Genomic DNA, 26467 nt, shown 5'->3' with positions numbered 1-26467 from the left:
TACAATAATTTTGATGATTCACATTCAAATATATGTAGAAGCTAACTCATCACGCTGCGCACGTACGCCAGGTCAGCCTCGGTATCAACCCCGGTTGCCGGGGCATTGTCAGTAACAGCAACGGCTATTTTATAACCTTGATACAATACACGCAGCTGTTCCAGGCTTTCATACTGTTCGATTGCTGCTGGTTGGATATGTGCATATTGATTTAGAAATTGCGCACGATAGGCATATATACCGATATGTCGATATACCGGCATATCGGAAGGCAATTCAGCATCGCCGAAAAAGGTATCCCTGGGATATGGAATTGGCGCACGGCTGAAATAAAGTGCATGCCCATATCGATCCAATACCACTTTTACAATATTAGGATTAATGAAATCAGCTTTAACATGAATGTGATGGCATGCAGTTGCCATCACAGCGTCTTTGCTATTAGCCAATGTAGTTGCGACTTCGGAAATGAGTGCCGGATCGATCAAAGGCTCGTCACCCTGTACATTGACGACAATCACATCTTCCTGCCAGCCTTTGCGCGACGCAACTTCAGCGATGCGATCTGTTCCGCTGACATGGTCTGCACGCGTGAGCATTGCATCATAACCATACTGTTTAGCAGTTTCCGCGATACGCAAATCATCTGTCGCAATAACAACCTGGGCTGCGCCGCTCAACCTGGCACGATCTGCCACATGAATCACCATAGGCTTCCCGGCAATATCCAGCAGAGGCTTACCCGGCAGCCGGGTACTGGTGTAACGCGCAGGAATGACTGCATAAAATTTGGGAACCACAGCTTGCATATCAGGCAATTTCTTCATCATCCGTTAACTTGCGCGCCTCATCTTCCAGCAAGACTGGAATGCCATCCCTGATCGGATAAGCCAAACGTGCGGCTTTTGAAATCAGCTCGTTTGTAGTTTTGTTGTAGATTAATGGCCCTTTAGTCACAGGACAAACCAGAATTTGCAGGAGCTTTGCATCCATATACGCCTCGATTCACTTACGATTTAACTTATTCAATACAATGGGCATTAAGCCATTATCCACTTGAGCATTCACCGGCAATACCCAGAAATTGGCGGCAGCAAACGGCTTACATTTAACCGCATCTTTTTCTGTCATCAGGATCGCGTCGGCATTCACACCTGCGAAGTCTTGTGCCTGAAATATATAATGATCAGCATAAGCACGGTTTTCAAATTGCAAGCCCATATCACTCAACTGGTCAAAAAAGCGCTGAGGGTTGCCTATGCCGGCAACCGCTATTATTTTTCGGCCAATAAACGCCTGTGCAGCTGATTTTAGTTGATGATCGGCCAGATTGTAAAAATCCGTCGCAACAAGCCGCATATCGATAGATGTTATGCCATGCAAATTTTTTCCATGTTCTGCACCATTGCGCACAATGGCATCTACAGTCTTCAACCGGTCTTGCGATTCACGCAGCGGTCCCGCAGGCAGTAAAGCACCATTGCCAAAACCTTTAGCGCTGTCGTACACGACAATTTCGACATCGCGCTGCATGCGGTAATGCTGCAAACCATCATCACTGATAATGATGTTGCATTCAGGGTGTGCTTTTAACAGGTGTTGCCCGGCAGATATTCGATCTGTGCTGACGAATACCGGGCAATTGGTACGCGCTGCGATCAGGACCGCCTCATCTCCTGCCACCAGCGCATCGCTGTCAGGAAACACTTCGCTTACTTGCAGGGCATTGCCGCCATACCCCCTACTGATAACGCCCGGTCTGTAGCCCCTCAGCTTCATCTGCTCCGCGAGCCAGATGACGAGCGGGGTTTTGCCAGTACCGCCAATATTGATATTACCAACGACGATGACAGGAACCGGCAAGCGAGTGTTTTTAAGACAGCCACGCTTGTAGAGATACCGGCGCAAACCGACAACCATCCCAAAAAGCCAGGATAACGGAATCAGGACGATGTGCCAGTATGTAAAACCAGCCCATTGCTTTTGAAACCAATCAGTCATCATTGACCTGGAATAATACTAGTTAAATTGCTTCTGATATAACTTGGCATAATGACCCGCCAGAGCCATCAGCTCAGCATGCGTGCCACTTTCAACAATCTGGCCACGCTCCATGACCATGATACGGTCTGCATTTTCAATCGTGCTCAGGCGATGTGCAATCACAATGCTGGTGCGATTCTGCATCAATGCATCCATGGCTGCCTGTACATGCTGTTCAGATTCAGTATCAAGCGCTGAGGTTGCCTCATCCAGCAACAGAATCGGTGCGTTTTTCAGAATGGCACGTGCAATGGCAATACGCTGGCGCTGTCCGCCAGACAAGCGGATCCCGCGGTCGCCGATTTCATTCTGCAAACCATTCGGGAGATGCTGAATAAAGTCCCAGGCATGGGCAGCTTTTGCTGCGGCAATCACTTCTTCTTCTGTAGCGCTACGCAGCACGCCATAAGCAATGTTATTGAAGATCGTATCATTGAATAAAATGATGTCCTGGCTTACAAGCGCAAATTGCTCACGCAAGTTATTCAGCTTCAATTCACGGACATCAACGCCATCCAGCAGCACTGCCCCCTGCTGCAGTTCATAAAAGCGCGGCAACAAGTTCACCAGCGTCGTTTTGCCGCCACCCGACCGCCCTACCAGCGCGACCTTTTCACCAGCCTTGATGTTAAAGCTCAGGTTATCCAGCGCCGGTGCAGACGCATTTTCATAACGTAAGGTGACGTTCCTGAATTCAATTTCACCTTTGGCGCGGCCAATCAGCTTCTGACCGTCATCGACTTCTTTTTGTGAATCAATGACATCGAAAATGCTTTGCGCAGCAGTTAAACCAACCTGAAGATCCTCATTGGCGGCCGCAATATGCTTAATCGGTGAAATCAGCATCAGCAAGGCGCCCACGAAGGCTGCAAACTCACCCACCGAAAAATGACCGATCGCATAATGAATCACCAAGCCCAACGCCAATGCCGCAAACACCTCAACGACAAAACTGCTCAATCCTGAAATGCGGGTCACCCGCAGCTCTATGCGACGGTTGTTACTCACAATTTGAGCAAAACGGTTATATTCAAACTCCTGGGCCCCGAAAATCTTGACAATACGCTGGCCGGCAATGGCTTCTTCTGCGGATTTAGTCATTTCACCGACACTGTGTTGTACTTCTTTAGCGTTTGCTTTCAACTTGGGCGTAACTTTTTTCAGGTAAAGCCCGATGACAGGAAGCACTACCGCAAATATCAAAGTTAACTTCCAATCCAGATAAAACATGTACCCAATCAAGCCGATTACGGTCAGCGTATCGCGCAATACATTCATCCAGGAGCGCGTGGTTGCAACGGAAAGGCGTTCAACATCATAGGTGAATTTAGATACCACTGAACCGGCGGACCTTGCATCAAAATAATGCACGGGCAACAGCATCAATTTGGCAAACATTTCCTTGCGGAAATCTTCGACCACACGGCGCGCAACCACACGCATGCAATAAGCCGATACGAATCCGGCCAAGCCCCTGGCAACCATCAATGCAATCAGCATCAGCGGCAAAAGGATTGCCTGGCCTTCCGCTTTTTTTACAAAACCTTCATCGGTGACTTGTTTGATCAGCGCAAGAAAAGCCGTATTACTGGCCGATAAAATAACAAGCGCAAGAATACTCACGCTAAAGACATATTTGTAATGCCATGCATAACGAAACAAACGCAAATAAACAGCTTTTGCGTTTGGAACATGCACTGCATCCTGCAGATGGGTTTTAGATTTTTTGATTTTTGACGACATGCGTTACGTCGATTGACTATATAAAACTGCGATTAATGGAAACTGGTGCGACATGAAGCCTGAAGCTTAATGCCCTGACTGTACTTGTGTAGCGAATGTAATATGTGTGTAGCCTGCCACACGCGATGCTTCCATCACATTCACCACGGACTGGTGCGTGCTGTTGGCATCGGCATTGATCACGATCGTAGGCTCTTTGCCGCCGCCATTGGCTGCGGCCTGCAGCGCAGCGCTGATGCCGGTCACTGAACTATCAGCCAGGGACTTGCCATTGACCAGGTATTTCCCGGTGGCGTCCACCGCCACCTCGATCATCAATGGTTTATCCTGCGGCGCGTTTGCTTCCGCAGTCGGCAAATTGATCTGCAACTCATTGGTACGCGAAAATGTCGCACTGATAATCAGGAAAATAATGATCACCAGCAATACATCAATCAACGGAATGAAGTTGATTTCAAGCTCTTCGTGTCTTTTTCCACGTTGAAAATTCATTTGTTATTCCTTCTGGCAAGGGCCAAACCGCCCGCCCCTGCAATCTGCAAATTCAAGTATTCTACAAACCAGCGTTAATTTATTCAAACGCCAGGATTAACGCTCGCCGTGAAGGATTTCAACCAGCTTGATTGCCTGCTGTTCCATGTCGATCAGGATGGCATCTACTTTGGTACGGAAATAACGATAAGCGATCATCGCCGGCACTGCAACCACGATACCTGCCGCCGTGTTGTAAAGTGCGACTGAAATACCGCGCGCAAATTGCGCCACATCATGCCCGGTAGTCGTAAAGGCGCCGAACAGTTCCACCATACCGATAACGGTACCCAGCAAACCGAGCAATGGCGCCACTGTAGCAATCGTACCCAATGTCGCAAGATATTTTTCCAGGTCATGTGCTACTGCACGCGCTGTTTCTTCAATAGACTCTTTAGTGATATCGCGCGACTGTTTCGCTGTTGCCAGCGCAGTTGCAAAAACGCGGCCTAGCTGGGAGTTCTGCTCCAAACGCTCAATCATATCCCGGTTAATGCCGCCTGCGGCAAGCCATTTCTGCACTTCCGGCAGCAGGTTTTTTGGAGCGATAATGCCTTCACGCAACGCAAAAAGCCGCTCGCCTATAATGGCCACAGCAACAACTGATGCGATGATAAGCGGCCAGATAGGCCAACCGGCTGCTAAAATAATTTGCCACACAGTGGAACTCCCTAAATTCAATATCCAAATAAAAACGCTAAATTACAGAACCAAGCCACCAAGCGACGTAGAACGCAAGCCGTACAAATCACAAAAGCCTGGACGCTATATATGTGATACAGCGAGATTACGATTACCGGCCGGCACATCCACTTGCCTGCGCAAGCGCTGGTTCTGCATTTCCTAAATTTAATCCGTGCGATACTTTAGCCTGTCGCCCGCTTTTCGGCAAGCTCCCGCTGCAATCCCTTTGCATTCAGCATCAGTCGCAGCACCTGCCGTACGCTAATAAACATCATGCCAGTAACGCCTGCCCTGTTTACGCCAGCCAGCAGCTTTTACCGTAACCCCGGAATCACGGGAAGGATCGCCGGCAACAAAATCCAGCGTGACCGCCCCGTCATAATCCGAGCGCAGGATGCGGCTTTGCGCATCCTGGTAACGCTTTACGACTTCCGGTCTGGGGTGCCGGAACCGATTCAAATATCCGACTGTAAATATCGTCAGACCAGGCTGCACAGCCGCAATAAATTCCTTACTGGATGAGGTCTTGCTGCCGTGGTGCGGCGCAATCATGACGTCACTTTTCAAAGACACGTGCCCTGAGGACGGCCACTGCTGTCCGACCAGAGCCGACTCAACCTGTTTTTCTATATCTCCAGTAAGCAGCACGCTGCCTGATGCACTGGTGATTTTGACGACACAGCTGCGGTCATTGTCCGTCAGGGTATCCGCATCACTGCCCGACTGCGGATGCAGCACCTGGAAATCGACTTTATCCCAACGCCACCGCTGTCCTGCAAAACATCTTATATGGTGAACATCAGAATGCAATGCTGCGGAGCCTGGCAAGGAACTGAGCAGCCAGGCCACAGGCATTTGCGCCAATATCGCCGGCATGCCGCCGCTATGGTCAGTATCGTTATGGCTCACAACAAAACCATCCAGTTTGCTGACGCCCGCAGCCCGCAAATAAGGCAATACGATACGGCTACCGGCATCAGCCTGCTCACTGAATTTACCGCCCGCGTCATACAGCAGAGTATGCGCTGCCGTCTGCACAACCACGCTCAGGCCCTGCCCTACATCCAGCACCGTCACTTTCATATCGCCTGCATCCGGCCGCGGCGGCGCAATCAGCAGCATCGGCAGAAAACCAAACAATCCAAGCCAGCGCACAGGTACTCCGCGCGGCAGCAGCAGCCATAACACACCGATTACCGCCGGCAGCAATGTCCATAGCGGCGGAGCCTGCTGCTGCCATACCGCAACAGGCAGCCGGTTAAACCACTCCAGCAGATGCATGCAGAAATCAAGCACCTGATACGAAAGCATCAATGCAATATCCAAAGGCAAAAAACTGCCAAGCAATGCCAGCGGCGTCACAACAAAACTGATTAACGGAATTGCAATCGCATTGGCCAGCGGTGAAACGATTGAAACCTGGTTAAACATGATCAGCAGCAGCGGCACCATGCCTATAGTCACCGCCCACTGCGTATGCAGCCAGATTCTTAACCAATGAAGCTGGCCGATGCGCGCACCGAGTGCGTAACCCAGCATTGCCACGGCACCGAACGACAGCCAGAAACCCGGGGAAATCACGGCAAACGGGTCAATCAACACAACCACCACCAGCGCCAGCGCAAGCACCTGGGCAATCACCAGTTGCCGCCCCGACCACAAAGCAAGGCCCAATATCACCAGCATGTATAAAGTGCGCTGCGTAGGTACGGAAAAACCGGCAACCAATGCATAGACCAGCGCTGCCAGCATGCCGGCAGCCACCGCAGCTTTGCGCGCAGGCAAACGCATCGTCAATGCAGGCACGCGCCGCCATACAAAACTGACCAATGCAAATACCAGCCCGGACAGCATCGTGATATGCAGGCCGGAAATGCTCATCAGATGACTGGTGCCCGTACGCAGGAACAACTGCCAGTCATTGGCGTCGATTGCACTATCATCGCCCATCACCAGCGCCTGTTCAATTCCGCTATATGGCTTTCCTGCAAGCACGCGAGTGATGCGCTGCCGGACCATTTCACGTACATGCTCAACCATGTAGCCGGGGCGCCAGACAAAATCCTGCAGCTTTTTATTGCCTGCCTTGGCCTTGATACTGCCGGTGGCACGAATATTCTCGGATAAGGCCCAGGCTTCAAAATCAAACCCATATGGATTCTGCACCCCATGCGGGCGCTTCAAACGCACGATAAACTGCCAGCGCTCACCCGCCCGGAACTTTGCGGCATTTTTGCCCTGGTAGGTAGAAATATCGCCCGCAACCCGCGGCTGGTAATAGCTGAGGGAAATATGCCTGGGAACGACGGCTGCCTCTGTCAGAACCTCTTCCACATCGAAGCGGAAACGTTCACCCCGTTCATGCAGTTCGGAAACACTTGCCACCACGCCAACAATCTGTATCGGTTTGTTTTCCCAGGCCGCAGGCAATGCATCGCCAAGACGGAATGCGGCCATTGCAGCCGCCCAGAAAAAACCAAGAAAGAAACTGAGCAGTACGAGCGCGGGACGATTCAGTGAAGAAGAGGCGTATTGATTAACACGCGCAGCACCGATGCAAATCAATAACAGCGGAACAAACACCAACACCCACAGGGGATCCGGCAACACAGGCAGCTGCTGCAGGCAGAAAGCACCGAAAACAAAAATCAGTGCCGGAAAAACCATTGACTCAGATCGGCAGCAACCTGCCGTCAACCAGCTTGTACTGACGCTGCATTTTTGAAGCCAGCTCTGTGTCATGCGTCACCACGATCAAGCTTACCTTCCGCGTGCTGTTCATTTCCAGCAGCAAATCAAATACGGCATGTGCAGTATGCCGATCCAGATTGCCGGTAGGCTCATCGGCCAGTATGCATTGCGGCTGCGTCACCATCGCCCTCGCCAGCGCCGCGCGCTGGCGCTCACCGCCGGAAAGCTCACCCGGCATATGCTCCAGCCTATGCGCCAACCCTACTTTGGCAAGCATTTCACTCGCCTGTGCAAGCGCCTGCTCGCGTGCCATGCGGCGAATAAACAGCGGCATGGCGACATTCTCCAGCGCAGTGAATTCAGGCAGCAGGTGATGGAACTGGTAAACAAAACCCAAAGCCTGATTGCGTAACTGCCCTTTCTGCGTTTCGGATAGCTGCGCGAGATGGCTGCCAAGTATATGTACGTCGCCGCGGCTGGGGATATCCAACCCTCCCAGCAGATGCAGCAATGTACTTTTGCCGGAACCCGAGGCACCGACAATGGCCACCTGCTCACCCGCCTTGACTGCCAGATCAATGCCATTCAGCACGGCAACGTCCAGCCCCTGATAGGTTTTATGCAGATCGACACAGGAAATAATAGATTGGGGAACTGAACTACTCATAACGCAATGCCTCTGCCGGATTGATTCTGCTTGCTTTGTAGCTTGGGTAGAGCGTAGCCAGCAAGCTCAACATGAAAGATACGACAACGATCGTAGACACATCCGACCACACAAGGTCGGAAGGCAGGTCGCTGATGTAATACACATCTTTTGCCAGGAACTGCACGTTGAACAGATTCTCGATAAAAGGCACGATGGTTTCTATGTTGAGCGCAACCAGTATGCCGAAAACGGCTCCCAGCACCGTACCGATGACCCCGATCATGGCGCCCTGCACAATAAATATCTTCATGATACTGGCCGGGCTGGCGCCGAAGGTACGCATGATCGCAATATCAGCGCGCTTGTCGGTCACCGCCATCACCAGCGTGGATACGATATTGAAAGCAGCTACTGCAACAATCAGCGTCAGGATGATAAACATCACGCGCTTTTCCATCTGCACTGCGCGAAAAAAATTGGCATGCTGCTGCGTCCAGTCCGTCACATAATAATTGCCGTCCGGGTTGCCCTGCCGGTTCAGCTGCTCACTCATCGAAGCTGAAATCGCAGGCGCATCAAATAGATCATTCAGTTTCAGGCGCACACCGGATACATAACTGCCCATACGGTACAGCTTGGCGGCATCGTCGATATGCACCAGCGCCAGGCCTGCATCATATTCATACATGCCGATCTGGAACAGGCCGACCAGCGTAAACTGCTTAAGGCGCGGCACCACGCCTGTCGGCGTGAACTGCCCTTTCGGCGCCATCACTAACACCTTGTCACCAATCTGCGCCCCCAGGGCAAACGCCAGGTCTGCGCCTAAGATAATGCCGAACTCACCGGGGCGCAAATCACTCAGCTTGCCCGCTTTCATATGGCGACCCAGATCTGCAACTTTATCTTCAGCATCCGGCACAACACCACGGATGATGGCGCCCTGCACGCCCTGATCATAACTCAGCATACCCTGCGCCGTAATATAAGGCGCGCTTGCCAGCACATGCGGAGCCTTGTCGGCAAACGCACTGATACGCGGCCAGTCGGCAAGCTGATTATTGGTTCCGGTGATCTCCAGGTGAGAGGCCACCCCCAGAATGCGCGTACGCAGCTCTTTCTGGAAACCGTTCATCACCGACAGCACGACGATCAGCGCAGCCACGCCAAGCGCAATGCCTATCATGCTGGTAAGGGAAATAAAGGAAATAAAGTGATTTTTACGTTTGGCCCGCGTATAACGCCAGCCGACAAATAACTCATAGGGTAGTGATTTCATATCACTGATTTTAGCAGGCTTCTAATTGTTATCCAGCGTTATCTGTTAAAATTCCATCCATGTTTACAGGAATCATTCAATCCGTCGGCGCGATTACGCAAGCTACCCCGGTCGGTACAGATATACAGCTTGCTATTGCAACCCATCAGCTTGACATGGAAGATGTCCAGTTAGGCGACAGCATTGCCGTTAACGGCGTATGCCTGACTGTCATCAAACTGGCGCCCGGCCAGTTCGATGCCCACGTGTCCCGGGAAACACTATCGGTGACCGTCGGGCTCGACAAGCCACACCCGGTGAACCTGGAAAAGGCGCTGCGCCTGAGCGACCGGCTTGGCGGTCACCTGGTCAGCGGCCACGTTGACGGCGTAGGCCAGGTGGTCAGCTTTGAGCCGCTCGGCGACTGCTGGCGCCTTAATATCCGCGCGCCGCATGCCATTTCAAAATACATTTCGGTCAAAGGTTCAATCTGCATCAACGGTGTAAGCCTCACCGTAAACAGCATTGCCAACGACATATTCAGCATCAACCTGATTCCGCATACACTCGATAATACAACGCTGAAATCACTGGCGAGCGGCCATCAAGTCAACCTTGAGGTCGACCAGATTGCACGCTATGTAGAGCGCATGACACTGTGGGAAAACGAAACCCCGCAGCAAGCCGGGAATACAGGTCAACCACAACAATAAAGGGCAACAGCAACATGAGCAACCAGATCAGCCCTGCCAGGGAAATCATTGAAGAAATCAAATCCGGGCGCATGGTCGTCCTGGTGGATGACGAGCACCGTGAAAACGAAGGTGACCTGGTCTTAGCCGCCGAATTCACTACGCCGGAACATATCAATTTCATGGCCAGATTCGGTCGCGGCCTGATTTGCCTGACGCTGACCGAAGCACGCTGCAACCAGCTGAACCTGACAAAAATGGTACAGAAAAATGGCGCACGCATGGGCACCAACTTTACCGTTTCAATTGAAGCCGCCGAAGGCGTCACTACCGGAATCTCGGCTTCCGACCGCGCACGTACCGTGCATGCAGCGGTAGCAAAAAACGCCAAGCCGCAGGACATCGTCAGCCCCGGGCATGTTTTCCCGCTCACCGCCATGGATGGCGGCGTACTGGTACGCGCCGGACATACCGAAGCAGGCTGTGACCTGGCTGCGCTGGCAGGCCTGGAACCCGCAAGCGTCATCTGCGAAATATTAAAAGACGATGGCAGCATGGCACGCCTGCCCGATCTGATGCTGTTCGCAGCAGAACACCAGCTCAAGATCGGCACGATTGCAGACCTGATCCACTACCGTGCCGAAACCGAGAGTTTTATCGAACGCAGCGCCGAGCGCATGATAGAAACACCTTACGGTGAAATGAAGCTGATCGCCTACACCGACAAAATCGGCAAAGAGACGCATCTGGTACTCATCAAAGGCACCCCTGCTCCGGATAAAGAGGTGCTGGTTCGCGTACACGAACCGCTTTCAGTATTCGATTTACTGGACAGCACCAATCGCTCGCATAGCTGGAACACACTGCAGGCCATGGAAGTGATCGCCAAGGCAGATGTCGGCGTCATGGTGCTGCTGCGCCAGCAGGAGACCGGCCAGGACATCATCGAGCGCATCCAGGGCGCAGATGAGCCGATACGCGTCAACCAGGAACTCAGAACCTACGGCATCGGCTCGCAGATACTGCTGGACTGCGGCGTAAGAAAAATGAAACTGATGGCCAGCCCACGCAAAATGCCAAGCATGGCGGGCTTTGGCCTGGAGGTGACCGGATACCTGGAAGCAGGCTCCGCAGCTTAAACGTTATGACACTAGAAAACACCAACTTCACCGGGCACTTTTTAATTGCAATGCCCAACCTGACCGACCCTTACTTTGCAAAGTCGGTCACCTTCATCTGCACACACAACCAGGATGGTGCGATGGGTATTGTAATCAACCAGCCTACCGAAATGACCTACGGGACTTTGTTCGAAAAGATCAATCTCAAGCTGGAGGATCAGGCACTGGCGGCCAAACCTGTACTTTATGGCGGACCGGTACAGCCAGAACGCGGTTTTGTGCTGCATCAGCCGCCCGGCGCCTGGGATAGCTCCATCACCATATCGGGCAATACCGCACTGACAACCTCAAAAGACATCCTGGATGCCGTGGCCGGCGGCAATGCCCCTGAAAAACTGCTGCTTTCACTTGGCTATGCCGGCTGGACGGCTGGCCAGCTGGAACAGGAAATTTCCCAGAATGCCTGGCTGTCCGTCAAACCAGAGGATCAGGAAACACTGAACAAAGTGCTGTTTGACACACCGCATGAAGAACAGCTGAAAGCCGCGATGGCGCTGCTCGGCTTTGATGCATCCATGCTGTCAGACGTGGCAGGACACGCCTGACGCCAAAACCGCCACTCTATGCAGCTCATTGACAATGAAAATGTTTACGACAAAAGCAAGGTGCAGTCGGGCACGGTGCTAGCCTTTGACTTCGGTGAAAGGCGCATCGGCGTTGCGGTAGGAGAGCATTTGATTCATAGCGCAAATCCGCTTGCCACTATAGACAGCGAAAGCAATGCGGTGCGCTTTACCGCGATCACCCAGCTAGTGAACGAATGGCAGCCGACGCTGCTGGTAGTGGGGTTGCCATTAAGCCTGGACGGCAGCGAAACCGATATGACCCAGCTCTGCAAAAAATTCGCACGCCGCCTCAATGGCCGCTTCAACCTGCCTGTAGCCCTGGTCGATGAACGCTACAGCTCAGCAGAAGCCAGCCAGCTGCTGAATGAAACCGGCATCAAAGGCCGTGCGCAGAAAGCCATGCTGGACCAGGTTGCCGCGCAGACCATTCTGCGCAGTTATTTTGATGGCCTATCACAATGATTTAAGAGGTTTTTTGCACCATGCCGACAAGAAGATTTACTAGCAACGATAAATATTCAGTAAAATAACGGCATGACAGAAAATCATTCCAACCCGACCTCCCCGCAGCTGCCCGATGCAGAAGACCTGTTAAAGGTTCTCGCACAGAAACTGGAACCCTTATTGCAGAGAAATACCGCGCTCGTCGGTATTCATAGCGGCGGCGTATGGCTCATGCACAGGTTGCTGGCCTTGCTGGAAAACACCATCAGCCGGCACGAAATCGAACATGGCACACTGGATGTATCATTTTACCGTGACGACTATGCGCAGCGCGGCCTGAAAGCAGAGAACCGCCCCAGCCAGATCCCATTCGACGTAGAGAACAAGGATATCATCCTGATCGACGACGTGTTCTACACCGGACGCACCACACGTGCGGCCATGAACGAACTATTCGATTACGGACGCCCTGCCAGCATCAGTCTGGTTGCCCTGGTCAACCGCGGCGGGCGCGAATTGCCGATCGTGCCGCAGATAACGGCGGCCGACATACTGCTGGATGCCGCACAGCACTTACAGTTAACCAAACTGGAAAACGGCACCCTGGCCCTTGAACTAACTAAAAACAACAGCGCGAGAACTCAAGAGCATGAATAATCCTCAACTCGACCGTGACGGCAACCTGAAACACCTGCTTTCAATCGAAGGCCTGCCTAAAAGGATACTCAACCAGATACTGGATACCGCAGAGTCGTTTGTCGGGGTTGCGGAACGCGAAGTTAAAAAAGTGCCGCTGCTGCGCGGAAAAACCGTATGCAACCTGTTCTTTGAGAACAGCACCCGCACCCGCACTACTTTTGAAATCGCCGCAAAACGCCTTTCTGCCGACGTCATCAGCCTGAATGTGAGCACATCTTCACAATCAAAAGGCGAAACCATCCTCGACACCGTTGACAACCTGATCGCGATGCACGCTGACATGTTTGTGGTACGCCACGCGCAGTCTGGCGCGGCACACCTGATCGCCAAACATGTACCGCCGCACATTCACGTGGTCAACGCCGGTGATGGCCGCCATTCACACCCGACACAAGGTCTGCTGGATGTCTTTACCATACGTAAATACAAACCTGATCTGCATAACCTGAAAATCGCAATCGTCGGCGATGTCCTGCACTCCCGTGTCGCTCGCTCTGAAATCCACGCGCTCACGACTCTGGGTGTACCTGAAGTCCGCGTGATCGCACCCAAGACATTGCTGCCAGCCCAGGTGGAAAAACTGGGCGTGCATGTGTTCCACGACATGGAAGAAGGCCTGAAAGACGTTGATGTGATCATGATGCTGCGCCTGCAGAATGAGCGCATGAACGGTGCCATGCTGCCGAGTTCGCAGGAGTATTTCAAAACCTACGGCCTGACCCAGGAAAAACTTAAACTGGCAAAACCGGACGCGATTGTGATGCACCCGGGTCCGATGAATCGCGGCGTTGAAATCGATTCAAATGTTGCCGATGGCAAACAGTCGGTGATACTGCCGCAGGTGACTTATGGTATCGCAATCCGCATGGCGGTCATGGCACTGCTGGCAGGCGGATCGCCGGCACAACAACAGGGTACCGGAGGCAGCCCGACTGCCACGGCAGGAGATGCGTCTTGAAAATACAAATAAAAAACGGTCGCTTGATAGACCCCAAAAACAATATCGACAGCAAACTGGATGTATTTATTGCCGCCGGGAAAATCGTTGCCATCGGCCACAGCCCTGAAGGGTTTGTTGCCAACCAGGTCGTTGAAGCAGACAACCTGGTTGTCTGTCCGGGCCTGGTAGATTTATCCGCAAGGCTGCGTGAGCCGGGCGATGAATATAAAGCACGCCTGGTAAGCGAATTGCAGGCTGCTGTCGCAGGCGGCGTCACCAGCCTGGCATGCCCGCCGGACACTGACCCGGTGCTGGATGAGCCGGGGCTGGTGGAAATGCTGAAGCACCGTGCAAAACAGCAGGGGCTTGCCCATGTATATCCACTGGGCGCACTCACCCGCCAGCTGGAAGGCAAAGCCCTGTCGGAAATGAGCGAACTTACTACCGCAGGCTGCGTAGGGTTTTCGCAGGCGAATGTCGCCATCACCGATACACAGGTATTGTGGCGCGCCATGGAATATGCCGCCACCTTTGGCTTTACATTATTCCTGCATGCAGAGGAACCATTCCTGGCAGCAAAAGGCGTAGCGCATGACGGCGAGGTTGCAACCAGACTGGGCCTGAAAGGCATTCCTAGCGCCGCGGAAGCCCTGGCGCTGTCGACGATTCTGCGCATCGCCCAGGAAACCGGCGCAAAAGTGCATATCAGCCGCTTGTCTACTGCTGAAGGCGTGGAGATGGTGCGTGCGGCCAAGAAACAGGGTCTAAAAATCAGCTGCGATGTCAGCGCCCATCATTTACACCTGACCGAACATGATATCGGCTATTTTGATGCCAACTGCCACCTCAAACCGCCGCTGCGTACACAGCGTGATAAAGAAGCGTTGAGTGCAGGCCTGAAAGACGGCACGATTGATGCCATTTGCTCAGACCATACGCCAGTCGATGATGATGCAAAACTGGCGCCATTTGCTGAAGCGGAAATCGGCGCAACCGGCCTCGAACTGCTGCTGCCGCTTACATTAAAATGGGCAACCGAACAGAAAGTCGGTCTATTGCAGGCTATCGGTTCGATTACTCAGACATCCGCCCGGATACTGGGCGTTCCTGCCGGTGATTTAAGCGTGAACAGCGATGCGGATTTATGCGTTTTCGATGCTAACGAATACTGGAAAGTATGCCCTGATACCCTGAAAAGCCAGGGTAAAAACACACCGTTCACCAATCTGGAACTTGCAGGGAAAGTGAAGTTTACTTTAGTGCATGGGCAAATCGTCTATCAGCAGAGAACCTAAAAAAACATCTGTACTTTAAACAACCAAAAGGCGCGCTGGAATAAATTCAGCGCGCCTTTTTTCATAGCGCTAAAATTAATATGTAATTTTATCTGAGACATTTTGCACAAATTACTTTCAACCTAAAAACCTATTGATTTCGTCATTCCGGCGGAGGCCGGAATGACTTCGTATTAATCTCGTGATTTTCGTGCAAAGCGCTATCTAAACGATCCCCAGCGAATCAAGCCCAGCTGACAAGTCTTTGTCATGCGCGCCTTTGCCTTCCAGCTTGATTTTCAGGCGCAGGTCATTCACGGAATCCGCATTGCGCAGTGCATCCTCATAGGTAATCACATCCGCCTCATGCAAGTCGAATAATGACTGGTCAAAAGTCTGCATGCCCATCTCGCGGGATTTGGAGATGATCTCTTTAATCTCATGCACCTCACCCTTGAAAATCAGGTCAGAGATCAGCGGTGAGTTCAACATGACTTCCATGGCAGCCGCGCGGCCTTTACCTTCTTTTTTAGGAATCAGGCGCTGCGAGATAAAAGCGCGGACATTCAATGACAAGTCCATCAGCAACTGGTGACGGCGTTCTTCCGGGAAAAAGTTGATGATACGGTCCAGCGCCTGATTGGTGCTGTTGGCGTGCAGGGTAGCCATGCATAAGTGGCCGGTTTCAGCAAATGCAACCGCGTAATCCATGGTTTCACGGTCACGGATCTCACCAATGAGAATCACATCCGGAGCCTGCCGCAGCGTGTTTTTAAGTGCGATCTCCCAGCTATCGGTATCCACCCCGACCTCACGTTGCGTAATGATGCAGTTTCTGTGCTCATGCACAAACTCAACGGGGTCTTCAATCGTGATGATGTGCCCATGGCTGTTCTGGTTGCGGTAACCGATCATTGCAGCCAGCGAGGTAGACTTGCCGGAGCCGGTACCGCCGACAAAAATCACGAGGCCGCGCTTAGACATGGCCACATCTTTAAGTACATCCGGCAAACCCAGTTCTTCAAACTCCGGAATCCTGGTGGTAATGGTACGAAACACCAGCCCTACCGAACCGCGCTGCACAAATGCATTGACACGGAAACGCGCAACATTCGGGATGCCGATCGCAAAGTTACACTCATTTGTCGCATCGAACTCCGCGGTCTGCTTGTCGTTCATGATGGAGCGCGCAATCTCGCGTGCCTGCTGCGGCGAAAGGGGCTGGCTGCTCACTGGCGTCACTTTGCCGTCGATCTTGATTGCCGGCGGAAAGCCGACCGTAATGAACATGTCGGACGCTTTTTTTGCCAGCATCAATCTCAATAAATCAAATACAAACTTTTCGGCCTGACCTTTTTCCATCTGACTCTGCACGTTAATTCCCTTTCAACTACACTTAATTTACGGTTAGCGCATTACCGTACACATTGCTCATAAGCTGGCGCTACGCCCTGCCCTTACCCGATGATGGAGTCTTTATTGGCAGCTTTGGAGCGCGCTTCATTGGCTGAGATCACATTACGCTTGACCATATCCTGCAGGTTCTGGTCCAGCGTCTGCATGCCCACGCTCTGGCCGGTCTGGATCGCTGAATACATTTGCGGAATCTTATTCTCGCGGATCAGGTTGCGGATGGCCGGGGTGCCGATCATAATCTCGTGCGCAGCAACGCGGCCCTGACCATCCTTGGTTTTCAGCAGGGTCTGCGAAATCACGGAACGCAGCGACTCGGAAAGCATGGAGCGCACCATTTCCTTTTCGGCGGCCGGGAACACATCGATAATCCGGTCTACGGTTTTAGCGGCTGAACTGGTATGCAGGGTGCCAAACACCATATGGCCGGTTTCCGCGGCTGACAGTGCCAGGCGTATCGTTTCCAGGTCACGCATCTCGCCGACCAGGATCACATCCGGGTCTTCACGTAGTGCAGAACGCAGCGCATTGTTGAATGACAGCGTATGCGGCCCGACCTCACGCTGGTTGATCAGGCATCGCTTGGACTGATGCACGAACTCGATCGGGTCTTCTACGGTCAGGATATGCCCATATTCATTATCGTTGATGTAGTCAATCATTGCCGCCAGCGTGGTTGATTTCCCTGAGCCGGTCGGGCCGGTCACCAGGCAGATGCCGCGCGGCGTTTCAGCGATCTCTTTAAAGATTGCCGGGCAGTTCAGCTGCTCCAGCGTCAGGATTTTTGAGGGAATGGTACGGAATACCGCACCGGAACCACGGTTATGGTTAAACGCATTGACACGGAAACGCGCCAGGTTGGGGATTTCGAAAGAAAAGTCGCATTCGAGGTGTTCTTCATACACCTTGCGCTGCCCATCATTCATGATGTCATACACCATGTCATGCACCTGGCTGTGATCCATTGCCGGTACATTGATTTTACGGATATCGCCATGTACGCGGATCATCGGCGGCAGGCCTGCGGAAAGATGTAAATCTGATGCTTTATTTTTAACTGAAAACGCGAGTAAATCTGAAATGTCCACAACCTGCTCCTGTTATAATTTTTGGTTGTTATATGTGTATAAACTAGGCCTCATGAATTATGACCACAATTAGCAATCGCTTGCAAGATATTCTAGCAACTATTGAATCGGCCCGGACAGCGAATTCGCCAGGCCAGCCGGTTCAGCTCGTGGCGGTGAGCAAAGCGCAGCCAGCTTCGGCAATCCGCGAATCCTATCAGGCCGGCCAGCGGGTATTCGGTGAGAACTACCTGCAGGAAGCGCTGGAAAAACAGGCGCAGCTGACCGACCTGAATATTGAATGGCACTTCATCGGCCCGATACAGAGCAACAAAACACAGCCGATCAGCCAGCACTTTTCATGGGTGCACAGCGTAGACCGCCTGAAAATCGCCCAGCGCCTGAATGAATCGCGCCCGCAGGCCCTACCGCCGCTGCAAGTCTGCATCCAGGTCAATGTCAGCAATGAAGAAAGCAAAAGCGGCGTTCTGCCGGATGACCTCGCCGCGCTGGCGGCAGAAATCAATCAACTGCCGAAATTAAAACTGCGCGGCTTGATGGCGATACCCGCCCCTACCCAGGATATAAACCGGCAAATCGCACAGTTCAAACAGCTTAGGCAATGCTATGATGCGTTATTGGCAAAAGGCTTTAGCCTTGATACGCTATCAATGGGCATGTCCGATGACTATCCGGCTGCAATCGCCCAGGGGGCAACCCTGGTGCGCATCGGGTCGGCATTGTTTGGCGCCAGGCCAGCCAAGGCGCAGGGGTAGCTGAACGACCGGTTAAAATTGCCATAACAGGGCAATGGCTGATACGGAACAATCGAATATAAAAACAGAAGGTCTGGAAACATCATATGAAAATTAATTTTATCGGCGGCGGCAATATGGCACGCGCCATCATCGGCGGCCTGAAACAAAACGGCCTGGACATGTCAGCCATCACCGTACTGGAACTGGATGCAGAAAAGCGCGCAGCATTGGCGCAGGAATTCAATGTCCAGGTGACCGACAGCTATGCAGGTTTCAGCAATACCGATGTCATTGTATTGGCGGTAAAACCCCAGCAGCTCAAGCAGGTATGCACGGACTTGAATGCGGTTTTGAAGTCGCAGCTTGTGGTCTCGATCGCTGCCGGCGTAAGAAGCAACGACATTTCGCGCTGGCTGGGCAACTACGCGGCTATTGTCCGGGTCATGCCCAACACGCCGGCGCAGATCCGCGCCGGCATTTCGGCATTGTATGCCATGCCTGAAGTCAGCCAGGCCCAGCGCGACCAGGCCGGCATGATTCTGGCAGCTGCCGGCAAAACGCTTTGGCTGGATGATGAAGCAAAAATGGATGCGGTGACCGCCATTTCCGGCAGCGGTCCCGCTTACGTGTTCTATTTTATTGAAGCATTGCAGGATGCAGGACTGGCGCTCGGTTTAGATGCCGAAGCCTCAAAACTCCTGGCATTGGAAACATTTGCGGGAGCGAGCCTGCTCGCGACGCAAAGCAAAGACGACATCAAAACCCTGCGTGCCCAGGTAACCTCCAAAGGCGGTACCACAGAGCAAGGCATACTGGCTTTAGAAACGGGCAATATCAAGGACATTATCGGCAAAGCCGCCAAAGCAGCCGCTGACAAATCCGTAATGCTTGGAGACCTGCTGGGCAAATAAACCTGCCGGGGTGCAATGATCATGATCAACAATGCCATTTTATTTCTGCTGGAAACCACGCTGGGGCTGCTCACAATTGCATTCCTGCTGCGCTTCTATTTCCAGCTGACAAAAGCCTCGTTCCAGAACCAGTTCGCACAGCTCATCGTCACCGTGACCAACTTTGCGGTCAAGCCATTCCGGCGCGTGATCCCCGGCCTGGGCAAGGTTGATGTCTCAACCCTGCTGCTGGCCTATTTAACACAACTGGTTCTTCACTTCCTGGCTTTCCTACTGAAAGGCTTTCCTATATTTGTTGCGGGGAATACCGTCTGGTTTGTGATGCTAGGCCTGGCATTGATCGGCATCATAAGCCTCAGCCTTTCCATTTTCCTGTACGCAGTATTGATACAGGCGGTTTTAAGCTGGATCAATCCGCACACCCCTGCGGCACCGATCCTGAACAGCCTGACCAACCCTGTACTGCGGGTATTCCGGAAGTACATTCCGCCTGCCGGGAATTTCGACTTAAGCCCGCTGGTGTTCATTATTGCAGCACAGCTGGTGCTCACCACCATACTGGTGCCATTAGAGAACAACCTGCTTTCCATCCTGTAAACCATAATAAAAATATGCGGCGCACGGTAAACCTGTGCGCCCTGCCGCTACGAATCATTATTCAAAGATTGCGATAGCCATGTGGCATTCCGTTGATTAAAACCGGCTATTTAAGCCGCTGCGGCTTACCCTGCCACAGCAACCGGCTCCCCGCTTGCCATATCGGCGAACTCCTTTTCCAGCCTCGCCATGCTGCGGTTCAAGGTCATCTGATCCAGATGCGCTAAAGGCAGTTGAGCAAACAGATCGATTCTGTCCCTTATCTGCAGAAATGTTTTTTTAAACGCCGCCCGTTTTTCCTCAAAAGTCCCTTTGACAGCCGTCGGGTCATCGAAACTCCAATGCGCCATCAAAGGCTTCCCACGCCAGACCAGGGGGCTTTCTTTGGCAGCATGGTCACAAACGGTAATGACAAAATCCATTACCGGCGCATCGGGATGCGTGAACTCATGCCAGCTTTTACTCCTGAATTTTTCAGTCGGGTATCCGGTATTCCTGATCTCTTCCACCGCAAAACGGCTGACCACGCCGGCCGGGGTGCTGCCAGCACTATACGCATGAAAAACGCCGTGCCCCATAATGTTGAACAGCGCTTCCGCCATAATGCTGGTTGCAGAGTTTGCAGTCCCTAAAATGAGCACATTATAGGATTTACCAACGATGGTCCTGCCAATCATAATATTCTTTCCTGCTTAGGTTCAGAATGCATTTATATTAAATTGATATGACACCTTCATTACATAAATGCTATATCAATCCATATGGCAAGAGCGCCAGGGCTGGATTTCATCAGTGCCTGGTATTTCTGCGCTTGGTATTCCAGTAACAAGTATTTATATATGCAATACCCGATAATAATTCTGTCAAATTAATACGTCATACTGATCGAACCTTTTCAACCTGACCCGAATGTCTATCATGAATACCTCTAACTTTGCCCGTACAGCAGTCTGCCTTGTGTTCTCATTTTCCGGCATATGCGCAAGCCATGCCGAACCAGGCGCTGCTCTAATCAACCCAACCAGTGCCCAGTGGAGCGTAAAACCACTTCTGGATGTCGGCCAGCACGCTGCCAACGCGTATCGCATGGTTGGCATTCCTGACGGCTTGGGTGCTTTCAGGAACGCTGACGGGACAATGACGGTATTAATGAACCATGAACTGGGAAAAGACAAAGGCATCAAGCGCCTGCATGGCGCAAACGGGGCTTTTGTTTCCAGATGGACATTTGATGTTGAGAACCTGAACGTCATCAGCGGGCAGGACTTGATCAAAAAAGTGATGTTATGGTCTGCAACAGACCAGCGCTACTCCACCAGTACCGGCAATCAATTCAATAAGCTATGCTCTGCCGACCTGGCGCCGGCATCCGCGTTTTTTAACCCAAGCTCCGGAAAAGGCTACAAAGAACGCTTATTCCTTAACGGCGAAGAAAGCAAGGATGGCGGACGCGCCTTTGCCCATATCGTTTCCGGGGAGGAAGCCGGAACCAGCTATGAACTGCCGTACCTGGGTAAATTCGCATGGGAAAATGCCGTTGCCAACCCTGCCACAGGCGACCTTACCCTAGTCGTTGGCATGGACGACAACCAGGACGGGCAGATTTATGTATATGCCGGTGAAAAAAGCGCGACAGGTAACCCGGTAGAAAAAGCCGGCCTGTCAAAAGGGCAGTTGTATGCCATCAAAGCCGATGGCGGACGCTTCAGCCTGGCAGGCTTTGGTGACGTATCGGCAATGAGCGGCGCCGATCTTGAAAAAGCAGGCGAACAGTCTGCCGTCAGCAAATTCATGCGCCCGGAGGATGGGGCCTGGGACACCCAGAACCCCAATATATTTTATTTTGCAACCACCGCGAAGATCGATGGGGAAAGCCAGATTTTCCGGTTGAAGTTTGATGATGTAAACCACCCCGAAAAAGGCGGTGAGATTAAAGCCATACTCAACGCTAAGGCAATAGGCGCGCAGATGTTTGATAATCTGACTGTAATGGGTAACGGCAGCCTTTTAATTGAGGAGGATCCCGGTAACCATCAGCACCTGGCGGCGATCTGGCTTTTTGACCCTAAAACCGGCAAGGCTGAAAAAGTGCTGGAATCTGACCCCAAGCACTTTCTGGACAAAAACAGTTCGCTCTACGTTACTGAAGATGAAGAAAACTCCGGCATCATTGAAATCACGCACCTGGTTCAAAATGCAAGCTGGGCTGAAAAAGATAAAAGGTATTTTCTAGGCGTAATGCAGATACACGCGAAATCTGACGACGTTGAACTGGTTGAGGACGGGCAGCTTTACCTGGTCAGTGGAAAAGTCCAATAACAAGGCCTGGCATGAAACTTCACCCGATGAGGCAGGCTGCCCGTTGGAACAAGCTGCTGTCAATCAGCAGCTTGGATTGTCATTAAACTTTAACTAGGCTGACATGCTGCGTTCATAGACGCACGCCATAGTCGGCAGCATGCAGATGCGTGCCTTTATCAGGAAATATTGCAAGAAATATTGGTGGTGGCTTCCATGCTGCATTTATTCAAATGATGCTTACGCATGGGGGCTGGTAACGCATCTGTATTTTGCGCAATCCCTGGTTTGGGCAATGCCGCTGCTGGATGCACGTGTGCAGAATGCGATCAGGCGCTTCCCTGAGCTGGTCATGGCCGGGGCCTGCTTACCGGATCTGGCATTGATCAGTTACCGCTTCAGGTACACACATGTCTGGCAGAATGCCCACCGGCTTTTACAGCATGCACAAACGGATGAGGAAGTCGCGATTGCGGCCGGCTATGTCAGCCACCTGTATATTGATGTCATTGCACATCACCATTTCGTGCCGGCGCACGAAGCCATGTGGTTCAAACGCACGATTGCGACGCATATCGCATCTGAATGGGCAATGGATGCCTACCTGACACCCCTGATGGATACCACGCCAAGGCGGGTTTTGAATAAGCATCGCACTGCCATATCAAAATTCATTTCCCCGCATTTCAGCTGCCCCGAGAACGTCACCAGCTCGGCACTGAAAAAACTGGCCTATGCGGACGGGCTGCTCAGGCTGGTCAGGTTGCCGCATGTCATTTATAGGGTAATGCGCGTGCTGGATAAGGATATCCACCAGAACTTTGTCTATTACCTTGCTAAAACACAAGTCATCATGAAGGATGTAGGTCAGGTGTTCAGCGGCAACAATCCCTTATTTGAGCCGGAGCTGAAAAACATCAGCATCGACCAGCTCAACCAATGGCGTCATGAATGCCTGGAACATTTAAAGGCACTGCACCCGAAGCCGATCCAGTATTTTTCCGAGTAGCTGGGCACGCTGATCGCCATTCAGCTTGCGCCTCGTTTCCATATCAGCAATACGCGGGATAGGTACTGATATGCAGGCGGCTCCTTTTCCTTTACAAACTACATCAGGATAATATCGAATGACTCCTGGCCATAGCTGGCTTCTACCTGCAATGAGATCGGCTTGGCAATAAAATCGGATAAATTGGCCAGGCTTTGCGATTCTTCGTCCGAAAGCATATCAATCACCTTGGGTGCCGCCAGCACGCGCAGCTCCCGTGCATTGAACTGGCGCGCTTCACGCAGCAGTTCACGCAATATCTCATAGCACACGGTTTGCGCAGTCTTCAGCTCCCCCCTGCCCTGGCAGCAGGAACAGGGCTCACACAGGATATGTGCCAGGCTTTCCCGCGTGCGTTTCCGCGTCATCTCCACCAGCCCCAAAGGCGTAAATCCATTGACACCGGTGCGTGCGCGGTCGCGTGCCACTTCTTTTTTCAGCTCTTCAAGCACGGCCTCGCGCTGGGTATCTTCATCCATATCGATAAAATCAATGATGATGATGCCGCCCAGGTTCCTGAGCCTTAACTGCCGCGCAATTGATTGCGCAGCCTCCAGGTTGGTTTTGAATATGGTATCCGACAGATTTTTTCCACTGACGAAACTGCCGGTATTCACATCTACCGTTGTCAGCGCTTCCGTCTGGTCAAAGATCAGGTAACCTCCGGATTTGAGCTCAACTTTACGCGACATTGCCTTTTCAATTTCCTGCTCGATACTGTACAGATCGAATAGCGGTCGCTCGCCCTGGTAATGCGCGAGCTTATCAAGTGCAGTGATGGCATACAGGTTCGCGAAATCAATCAGTTTCTGGTAAGTCTCGCTTGAGTCCACCCGCACTACCTCGGTGTTTTCACACATCACGTCGCGCAGCACGCGCATCGGCAGGTTGAGGTCCTGGAAAATCAACGTGCGTTCAGGCACCGTCACACTTTTTTCCTGGATATGTTTCCAGGTTTTGGTCAAGTAATCGATGTCTGCCCGCAACTCGTCATCCGTTGCGGTTTCCGACATGGTTCTGATGATATAGCCGCCTTTATGCTGCTCGGGCAGCAGGCCTAACAGACGCGCTTTTAATGACTCTCGCTCGGTCTCCAGCTCAATCCGCTGCGACACGCCGATATGGCCCTGCTGCGGCAGATACACCAGGAAACGGCCGGCTATGCTGATTTGCGTTGTGAGGCGGGCGCCTTTGGTGCCAATCGGCTCCTTGATCACCTGCACCATCACCGATTGCCCCTCGTGCAGTACTTCCTGAATCGGCCGCTGCCCTTCAGAAACACCGCATTCAATGACATCACCCGCATGCAGGAATGCCGCCCGCTGCAGGCCGACCTCTACAAACGCCGACTGCATGCCTGGCAGTACGCGGCAAATCACACCGCGATAAACATTGCCGACCAAGCCCAATGATGAGCTGCGTTCGATCTGCAACTCCTGTACGACGCCATTTTCCATCATGGCGATACGCGTTTCCTGTGGAGTAACGTTAATTAATATTTCTTCGCTCAATTTACACTTCCTGACTGCGGCTTTTTTTGATCCTGGTAAAGGAATTTAAATAAAATTTATATCTGGATAATATGGTGTTTTCTCAGCAGCGCGGCGGTTTCGCATATCGGCAACCCCATCACTCCGGTGTAGCTACCCTCGATTTTTTTAATCCACGCCCCAGCCAAACCTTGTATGCCGTAGCTACCGGCTTTGTCACGATGCTCCCCGGATGCGATATAATATTCAATCTGCCGCTCTGAGAAACCGACCATCTCTACAGTAGTAGAGGACAGGACGACTTCTATTTTGTTCATCACAGCAAGTGCCACTGCCGTATGCACCTGGTGCGTACTCCCTGACAACTCCATCAGCATGTTGCGCGCATCATTGTCATCCTCAGGCTTGCCCAACACCTTGCCAGCCAATGACACGGTCGTATCCGCGCCGAGCACCGGATGGTTGCGCTGCGCGGCAGAAAGCCCGCGCAGGCAGGCTTCAGCCTTCTCCTGCGCCAGCCTGCTGACATAATGCTCGGGCGATTCGCCTGGCAGTTGGGTTTCATCGATATCGGCAGGATGCGTGATGCAATGAATGCCGATCTGTTTTAATAGCTCTACCCTGCGCGGGCTCCGCGAAGCAAGGTAGAGTGCCGGATGTTGTTCAAAATGGTTACGCATGTTCGCACTTTAATTTACTATCTCTAAATTCACAAAGATTAAATACATTCGCTCTTAATTATAAAAAGAACTTACAAAGGTAGCTTATATGATTGATTGGCCCAGTCTCCTCAAAATCGGTATCGCCCTGTTTGCGATTGTAAACCCCATCGGCAGCGTTCCCGTATTTATCAGCGCAACAAGCGGCTGGAGCCACCAGGAGCGGGCACGTACCGCAAAAACCGCTGCATTCACGGTATTCATTGTACTCACTATTTCTGCGTTTATCGGTGACCAGGTACTGGATTTCTTCGGGGTGTCCATTCCCTCATTCCAGGTCGGCGGCGGCATATTGCTGATGCTGATCGCAATTTCAATGATGCATGCAAAACAAAGCGCTGCGCACCAGACCCTGGAAGAAAGGGATTCACTGGCGGAAAAAGAAGTGATCGCCATCGTGCCTCTCAGCATTCCGCTGCTGGCAGGGCCAGGGTCTATCAGCAACATGATTATTGCAGCCCAGCAAAACAGCAGCGTCGCCGGCCACCTGTCGTTAACCATTCCGATTTTTGTGGTAGCCCTCATCATCTGGCTGGTATTGACCCTGGCGGTTGTCATTGCAAACAAGCTGGGGAAAATCGGCATCAATATCGTCACGCGCATCATGGGGCTGATCCTGGCAGCCATGTCCGTTGAATTTATCGCCCACGGACTCAGCGGACTGTTTCCTAAACTGTTTGCCTGATGCTTTCCGGACAGATGACTGAAAATCAAAACCCGCGAATATTGTTGCATCGGGTAAAATACGCATTAACTTAAATTTAAAATATC

27 protein-coding genes are annotated in these 26467 nt (G+C 52.1%); 13 read left to right on the top strand and 14 right to left on the bottom strand.

The genetic code is table 11. The annotated features are described in order from the left end of the window. Positions 1-41: 41 nt before the first annotated feature. From kdsB to GQ51_RS00180, 9 genes are all read right to left on the bottom strand, one after another. Positions 42-827 carry a 3-deoxy-manno-octulosonate cytidylyltransferase gene (gene kdsB, locus GQ51_RS00220; protein WP_081987053.1) on the bottom strand — a complete coding sequence of 262 codons (786 nt, stop codon included), beginning with the start codon at positions 825-827 and terminating at the stop codon, positions 42-44. Then, a complete protein-coding gene (locus GQ51_RS00215; RefSeq protein WP_047548325.1) occupies positions 811-993 on the bottom strand; it encodes a Trm112 family protein in 183 nt (60 codons plus the stop codon). Before GQ51_RS00215 ends, kdsB begins: the two co-directional genes overlap by 17 nt. 12 nt (positions 994-1005) lie before the next feature. After that, positions 1006-2001 carry a tetraacyldisaccharide 4'-kinase gene (gene lpxK, locus GQ51_RS00210; RefSeq protein WP_047553393.1) on the bottom strand — a complete coding sequence of 332 codons (996 nt, stop codon included), beginning with the start codon at positions 1999-2001 and terminating at the stop codon, positions 1006-1008. Between the two features lie 18 nt (positions 2002-2019). Then, positions 2020-3786, bottom strand: coding sequence for a lipid A export permease/ATP-binding protein MsbA (gene msbA / locus GQ51_RS00205; RefSeq protein WP_052177619.1), 1767 nt, complete (start codon positions 3784-3786; stop codon positions 2020-2022). A gap of 66 nt (positions 3787-3852) precedes the next feature. Further along, the gene (locus GQ51_RS00200; protein ID WP_047548322.1) at positions 3853-4278 is read right to left on the bottom strand and encodes an ExbD/TolR family protein; all 426 of its coding nucleotides are present in this window, start codon (positions 4276-4278) and stop codon (positions 3853-3855) included. A 96-nt stretch (positions 4279-4374) separates the two neighbouring features. Continuing rightward, on the bottom strand, positions 4375-4977 hold the full coding sequence (locus GQ51_RS00195) for a MotA/TolQ/ExbB proton channel family protein (protein ID WP_047548320.1): 603 nt from the start codon (positions 4975-4977) through the stop codon (positions 4375-4377). Positions 4978-5262: 285 nt separating this feature from the next. Beyond that, complete coding sequence (locus tag GQ51_RS00190; protein ID WP_047548318.1) at positions 5263-7668, bottom strand: DNA internalization-related competence protein ComEC/Rec2; 2406 nt, start codon at positions 7666-7668, stop codon at positions 5263-5265. Positions 7669-7672: 4 nt separating this feature from the next. Next, complete coding sequence (lolD, locus tag GQ51_RS00185; protein ID WP_047548314.1) at positions 7673-8359, bottom strand: lipoprotein-releasing ABC transporter ATP-binding protein LolD; 687 nt, start codon at positions 8357-8359, stop codon at positions 7673-7675. Next, on the bottom strand, positions 8352-9620 hold the full coding sequence (locus tag GQ51_RS00180) for a lipoprotein-releasing ABC transporter permease subunit (protein ID WP_047548312.1): 1269 nt from the start codon (positions 9618-9620) through the stop codon (positions 8352-8354). The genes lolD and GQ51_RS00180 overlap by 8 nt, the downstream gene beginning before the upstream one ends. Before the next feature lie 59 nt (positions 9621-9679). On the opposite strand from GQ51_RS00180, the gene GQ51_RS00175 reads away from it, so the two are divergent. From GQ51_RS00175 to GQ51_RS00145, 7 genes are all read left to right on the top strand, one after another. Then, a complete protein-coding gene (locus GQ51_RS00175) occupies positions 9680-10312 on the top strand; it encodes a riboflavin synthase (RefSeq protein WP_047548309.1) in 633 nt (210 codons plus the stop codon). 14 nt (positions 10313-10326) lie between these two features. Next, complete coding sequence (ribBA, locus tag GQ51_RS00170; protein ID WP_047548307.1) at positions 10327-11430, top strand: bifunctional 3,4-dihydroxy-2-butanone-4-phosphate synthase/GTP cyclohydrolase II; 1104 nt, start codon at positions 10327-10329, stop codon at positions 11428-11430. A gap of 5 nt (positions 11431-11435) precedes the next feature. Next, on the top strand, positions 11436-12017 hold the full coding sequence (locus GQ51_RS00165) for a YqgE/AlgH family protein (protein ID WP_047548305.1): 582 nt from the start codon (positions 11436-11438) through the stop codon (positions 12015-12017). 18 nt (positions 12018-12035) lie between these two features. Then, positions 12036-12500, top strand: coding sequence for a Holliday junction resolvase RuvX (gene ruvX, locus GQ51_RS00160; RefSeq protein WP_052177618.1), 465 nt, complete (start codon positions 12036-12038; stop codon positions 12498-12500). Positions 12501-12572: 72 nt separating this feature from the next. Beyond that, complete coding sequence (gene pyrR / locus GQ51_RS00155) at positions 12573-13139, top strand: bifunctional pyr operon transcriptional regulator/uracil phosphoribosyltransferase PyrR (RefSeq protein WP_047548304.1); 567 nt, start codon at positions 12573-12575, stop codon at positions 13137-13139. Beyond that, positions 13132-14139, top strand: a complete 1008-nt coding sequence (locus GQ51_RS00150; RefSeq protein ID WP_052177617.1) for an aspartate carbamoyltransferase catalytic subunit — start codon at positions 13132-13134, stop codon at positions 14137-14139. Before pyrR ends, GQ51_RS00150 begins: the two co-directional genes overlap by 8 nt. Beyond that, positions 14136-15416, top strand: a complete 1281-nt coding sequence (locus GQ51_RS00145; protein ID WP_047548301.1) for a dihydroorotase — start codon at positions 14136-14138, stop codon at positions 15414-15416. The genes GQ51_RS00150 and GQ51_RS00145 overlap by 4 nt, the downstream gene beginning before the upstream one ends. Positions 15417-15620: 204 nt before the next feature. On the opposite strand, the gene GQ51_RS00140 is transcribed toward GQ51_RS00145, so the two are convergent. Together GQ51_RS00140 and GQ51_RS00135 are read right to left on the bottom strand one after the other, a co-directional pair. Next, a complete protein-coding gene (locus GQ51_RS00140) occupies positions 15621-16757 on the bottom strand; it encodes a PilT/PilU family type 4a pilus ATPase (protein ID WP_047548298.1) in 1137 nt (378 codons plus the stop codon). Between the two features lie 95 nt (positions 16758-16852). Next, positions 16853-17896 (bottom strand): type IV pilus twitching motility protein PilT, encoded by a 1044-nt coding sequence (locus tag GQ51_RS00135; RefSeq protein ID WP_047548297.1) that lies wholly within the window; start codon positions 17894-17896, stop codon positions 16853-16855. A 59-nt stretch (positions 17897-17955) separates the two neighbouring features. On the opposite strand from GQ51_RS00135, the gene GQ51_RS00130 reads away from it, so the two are divergent. The 3 genes from GQ51_RS00130 (at position 17956) to GQ51_RS00120 (ending at position 20141) form a co-directional block, all read left to right on the top strand. Then, entirely contained in the window at positions 17956-18651 is a 696-nt protein-coding gene (locus GQ51_RS00130) for a YggS family pyridoxal phosphate-dependent enzyme (protein ID WP_047548294.1), read from the top strand. 86 nt (positions 18652-18737) lie between these two features. Continuing rightward, positions 18738-19544: a pyrroline-5-carboxylate reductase gene (proC, locus tag GQ51_RS00125; RefSeq protein WP_047548291.1), complete on the top strand. Its 807-nt coding sequence runs from the start codon at positions 18738-18740 to the stop codon at positions 19542-19544. A 21-nt stretch (positions 19545-19565) separates the two neighbouring features. After that, positions 19566-20141, top strand: coding sequence for a YggT family protein (locus tag GQ51_RS00120; protein WP_047553382.1), 576 nt, complete (start codon positions 19566-19568; stop codon positions 20139-20141). A 125-nt stretch (positions 20142-20266) separates the two neighbouring features. Here the strand turns inward: GQ51_RS00120 and GQ51_RS00115 are convergent, their stop codons facing one another. Then, positions 20267-20818: an arsenate reductase ArsC gene (locus GQ51_RS00115; RefSeq protein WP_047548287.1), complete on the bottom strand. Its 552-nt coding sequence runs from the start codon at positions 20816-20818 to the stop codon at positions 20267-20269. Between the two features lie 241 nt (positions 20819-21059). Here GQ51_RS00115 and GQ51_RS00105 point away from each other — a divergent pair, with 241 nt between their 5' ends. Both GQ51_RS00105 and GQ51_RS00100 read left to right on the top strand, forming a co-directional pair. Then, on the top strand, positions 21060-22460 hold the full coding sequence (locus tag GQ51_RS00105; RefSeq protein ID WP_152604086.1) for a hypothetical protein: 1401 nt from the start codon (positions 21060-21062) through the stop codon (positions 22458-22460). 145 nt (positions 22461-22605) lie between these two features. Next, a complete protein-coding gene (locus tag GQ51_RS00100; RefSeq protein WP_200884379.1) occupies positions 22606-23448 on the top strand; it encodes a zinc dependent phospholipase C family protein in 843 nt (280 codons plus the stop codon). Between the two features lie 98 nt (positions 23449-23546). On the opposite strand, the gene rng is transcribed toward GQ51_RS00100, so the two are convergent. Next, positions 23547-24998 carry a ribonuclease G gene (rng, locus tag GQ51_RS00095; protein ID WP_047548278.1) on the bottom strand — a complete coding sequence of 484 codons (1452 nt, stop codon included), beginning with the start codon at positions 24996-24998 and terminating at the stop codon, positions 23547-23549. A gap of 56 nt (positions 24999-25054) precedes the next feature. Continuing rightward, entirely contained in the window at positions 25055-25657 is a 603-nt protein-coding gene (locus GQ51_RS00090) for a Maf family protein (protein WP_047548275.1), read from the bottom strand. An 88-nt stretch (positions 25658-25745) separates the two neighbouring features. On the opposite strand from GQ51_RS00090, the gene GQ51_RS00085 reads away from it, so the two are divergent. Beyond that, entirely contained in the window at positions 25746-26381 is a 636-nt protein-coding gene (locus tag GQ51_RS00085) for a YchE family NAAT transporter (protein ID WP_047548272.1), read from the top strand. Positions 26382-26467: the final 86 nt, after the last annotated feature.

Source organism: Methylotenera sp. G11, assembly GCF_000799735.1.
GTDB lineage: Bacteria > Pseudomonadota > Gammaproteobacteria > Burkholderiales > Methylophilaceae > Methylotenera.
This window is presented reverse-complemented; position numbering and strand designations above follow the sequence as displayed.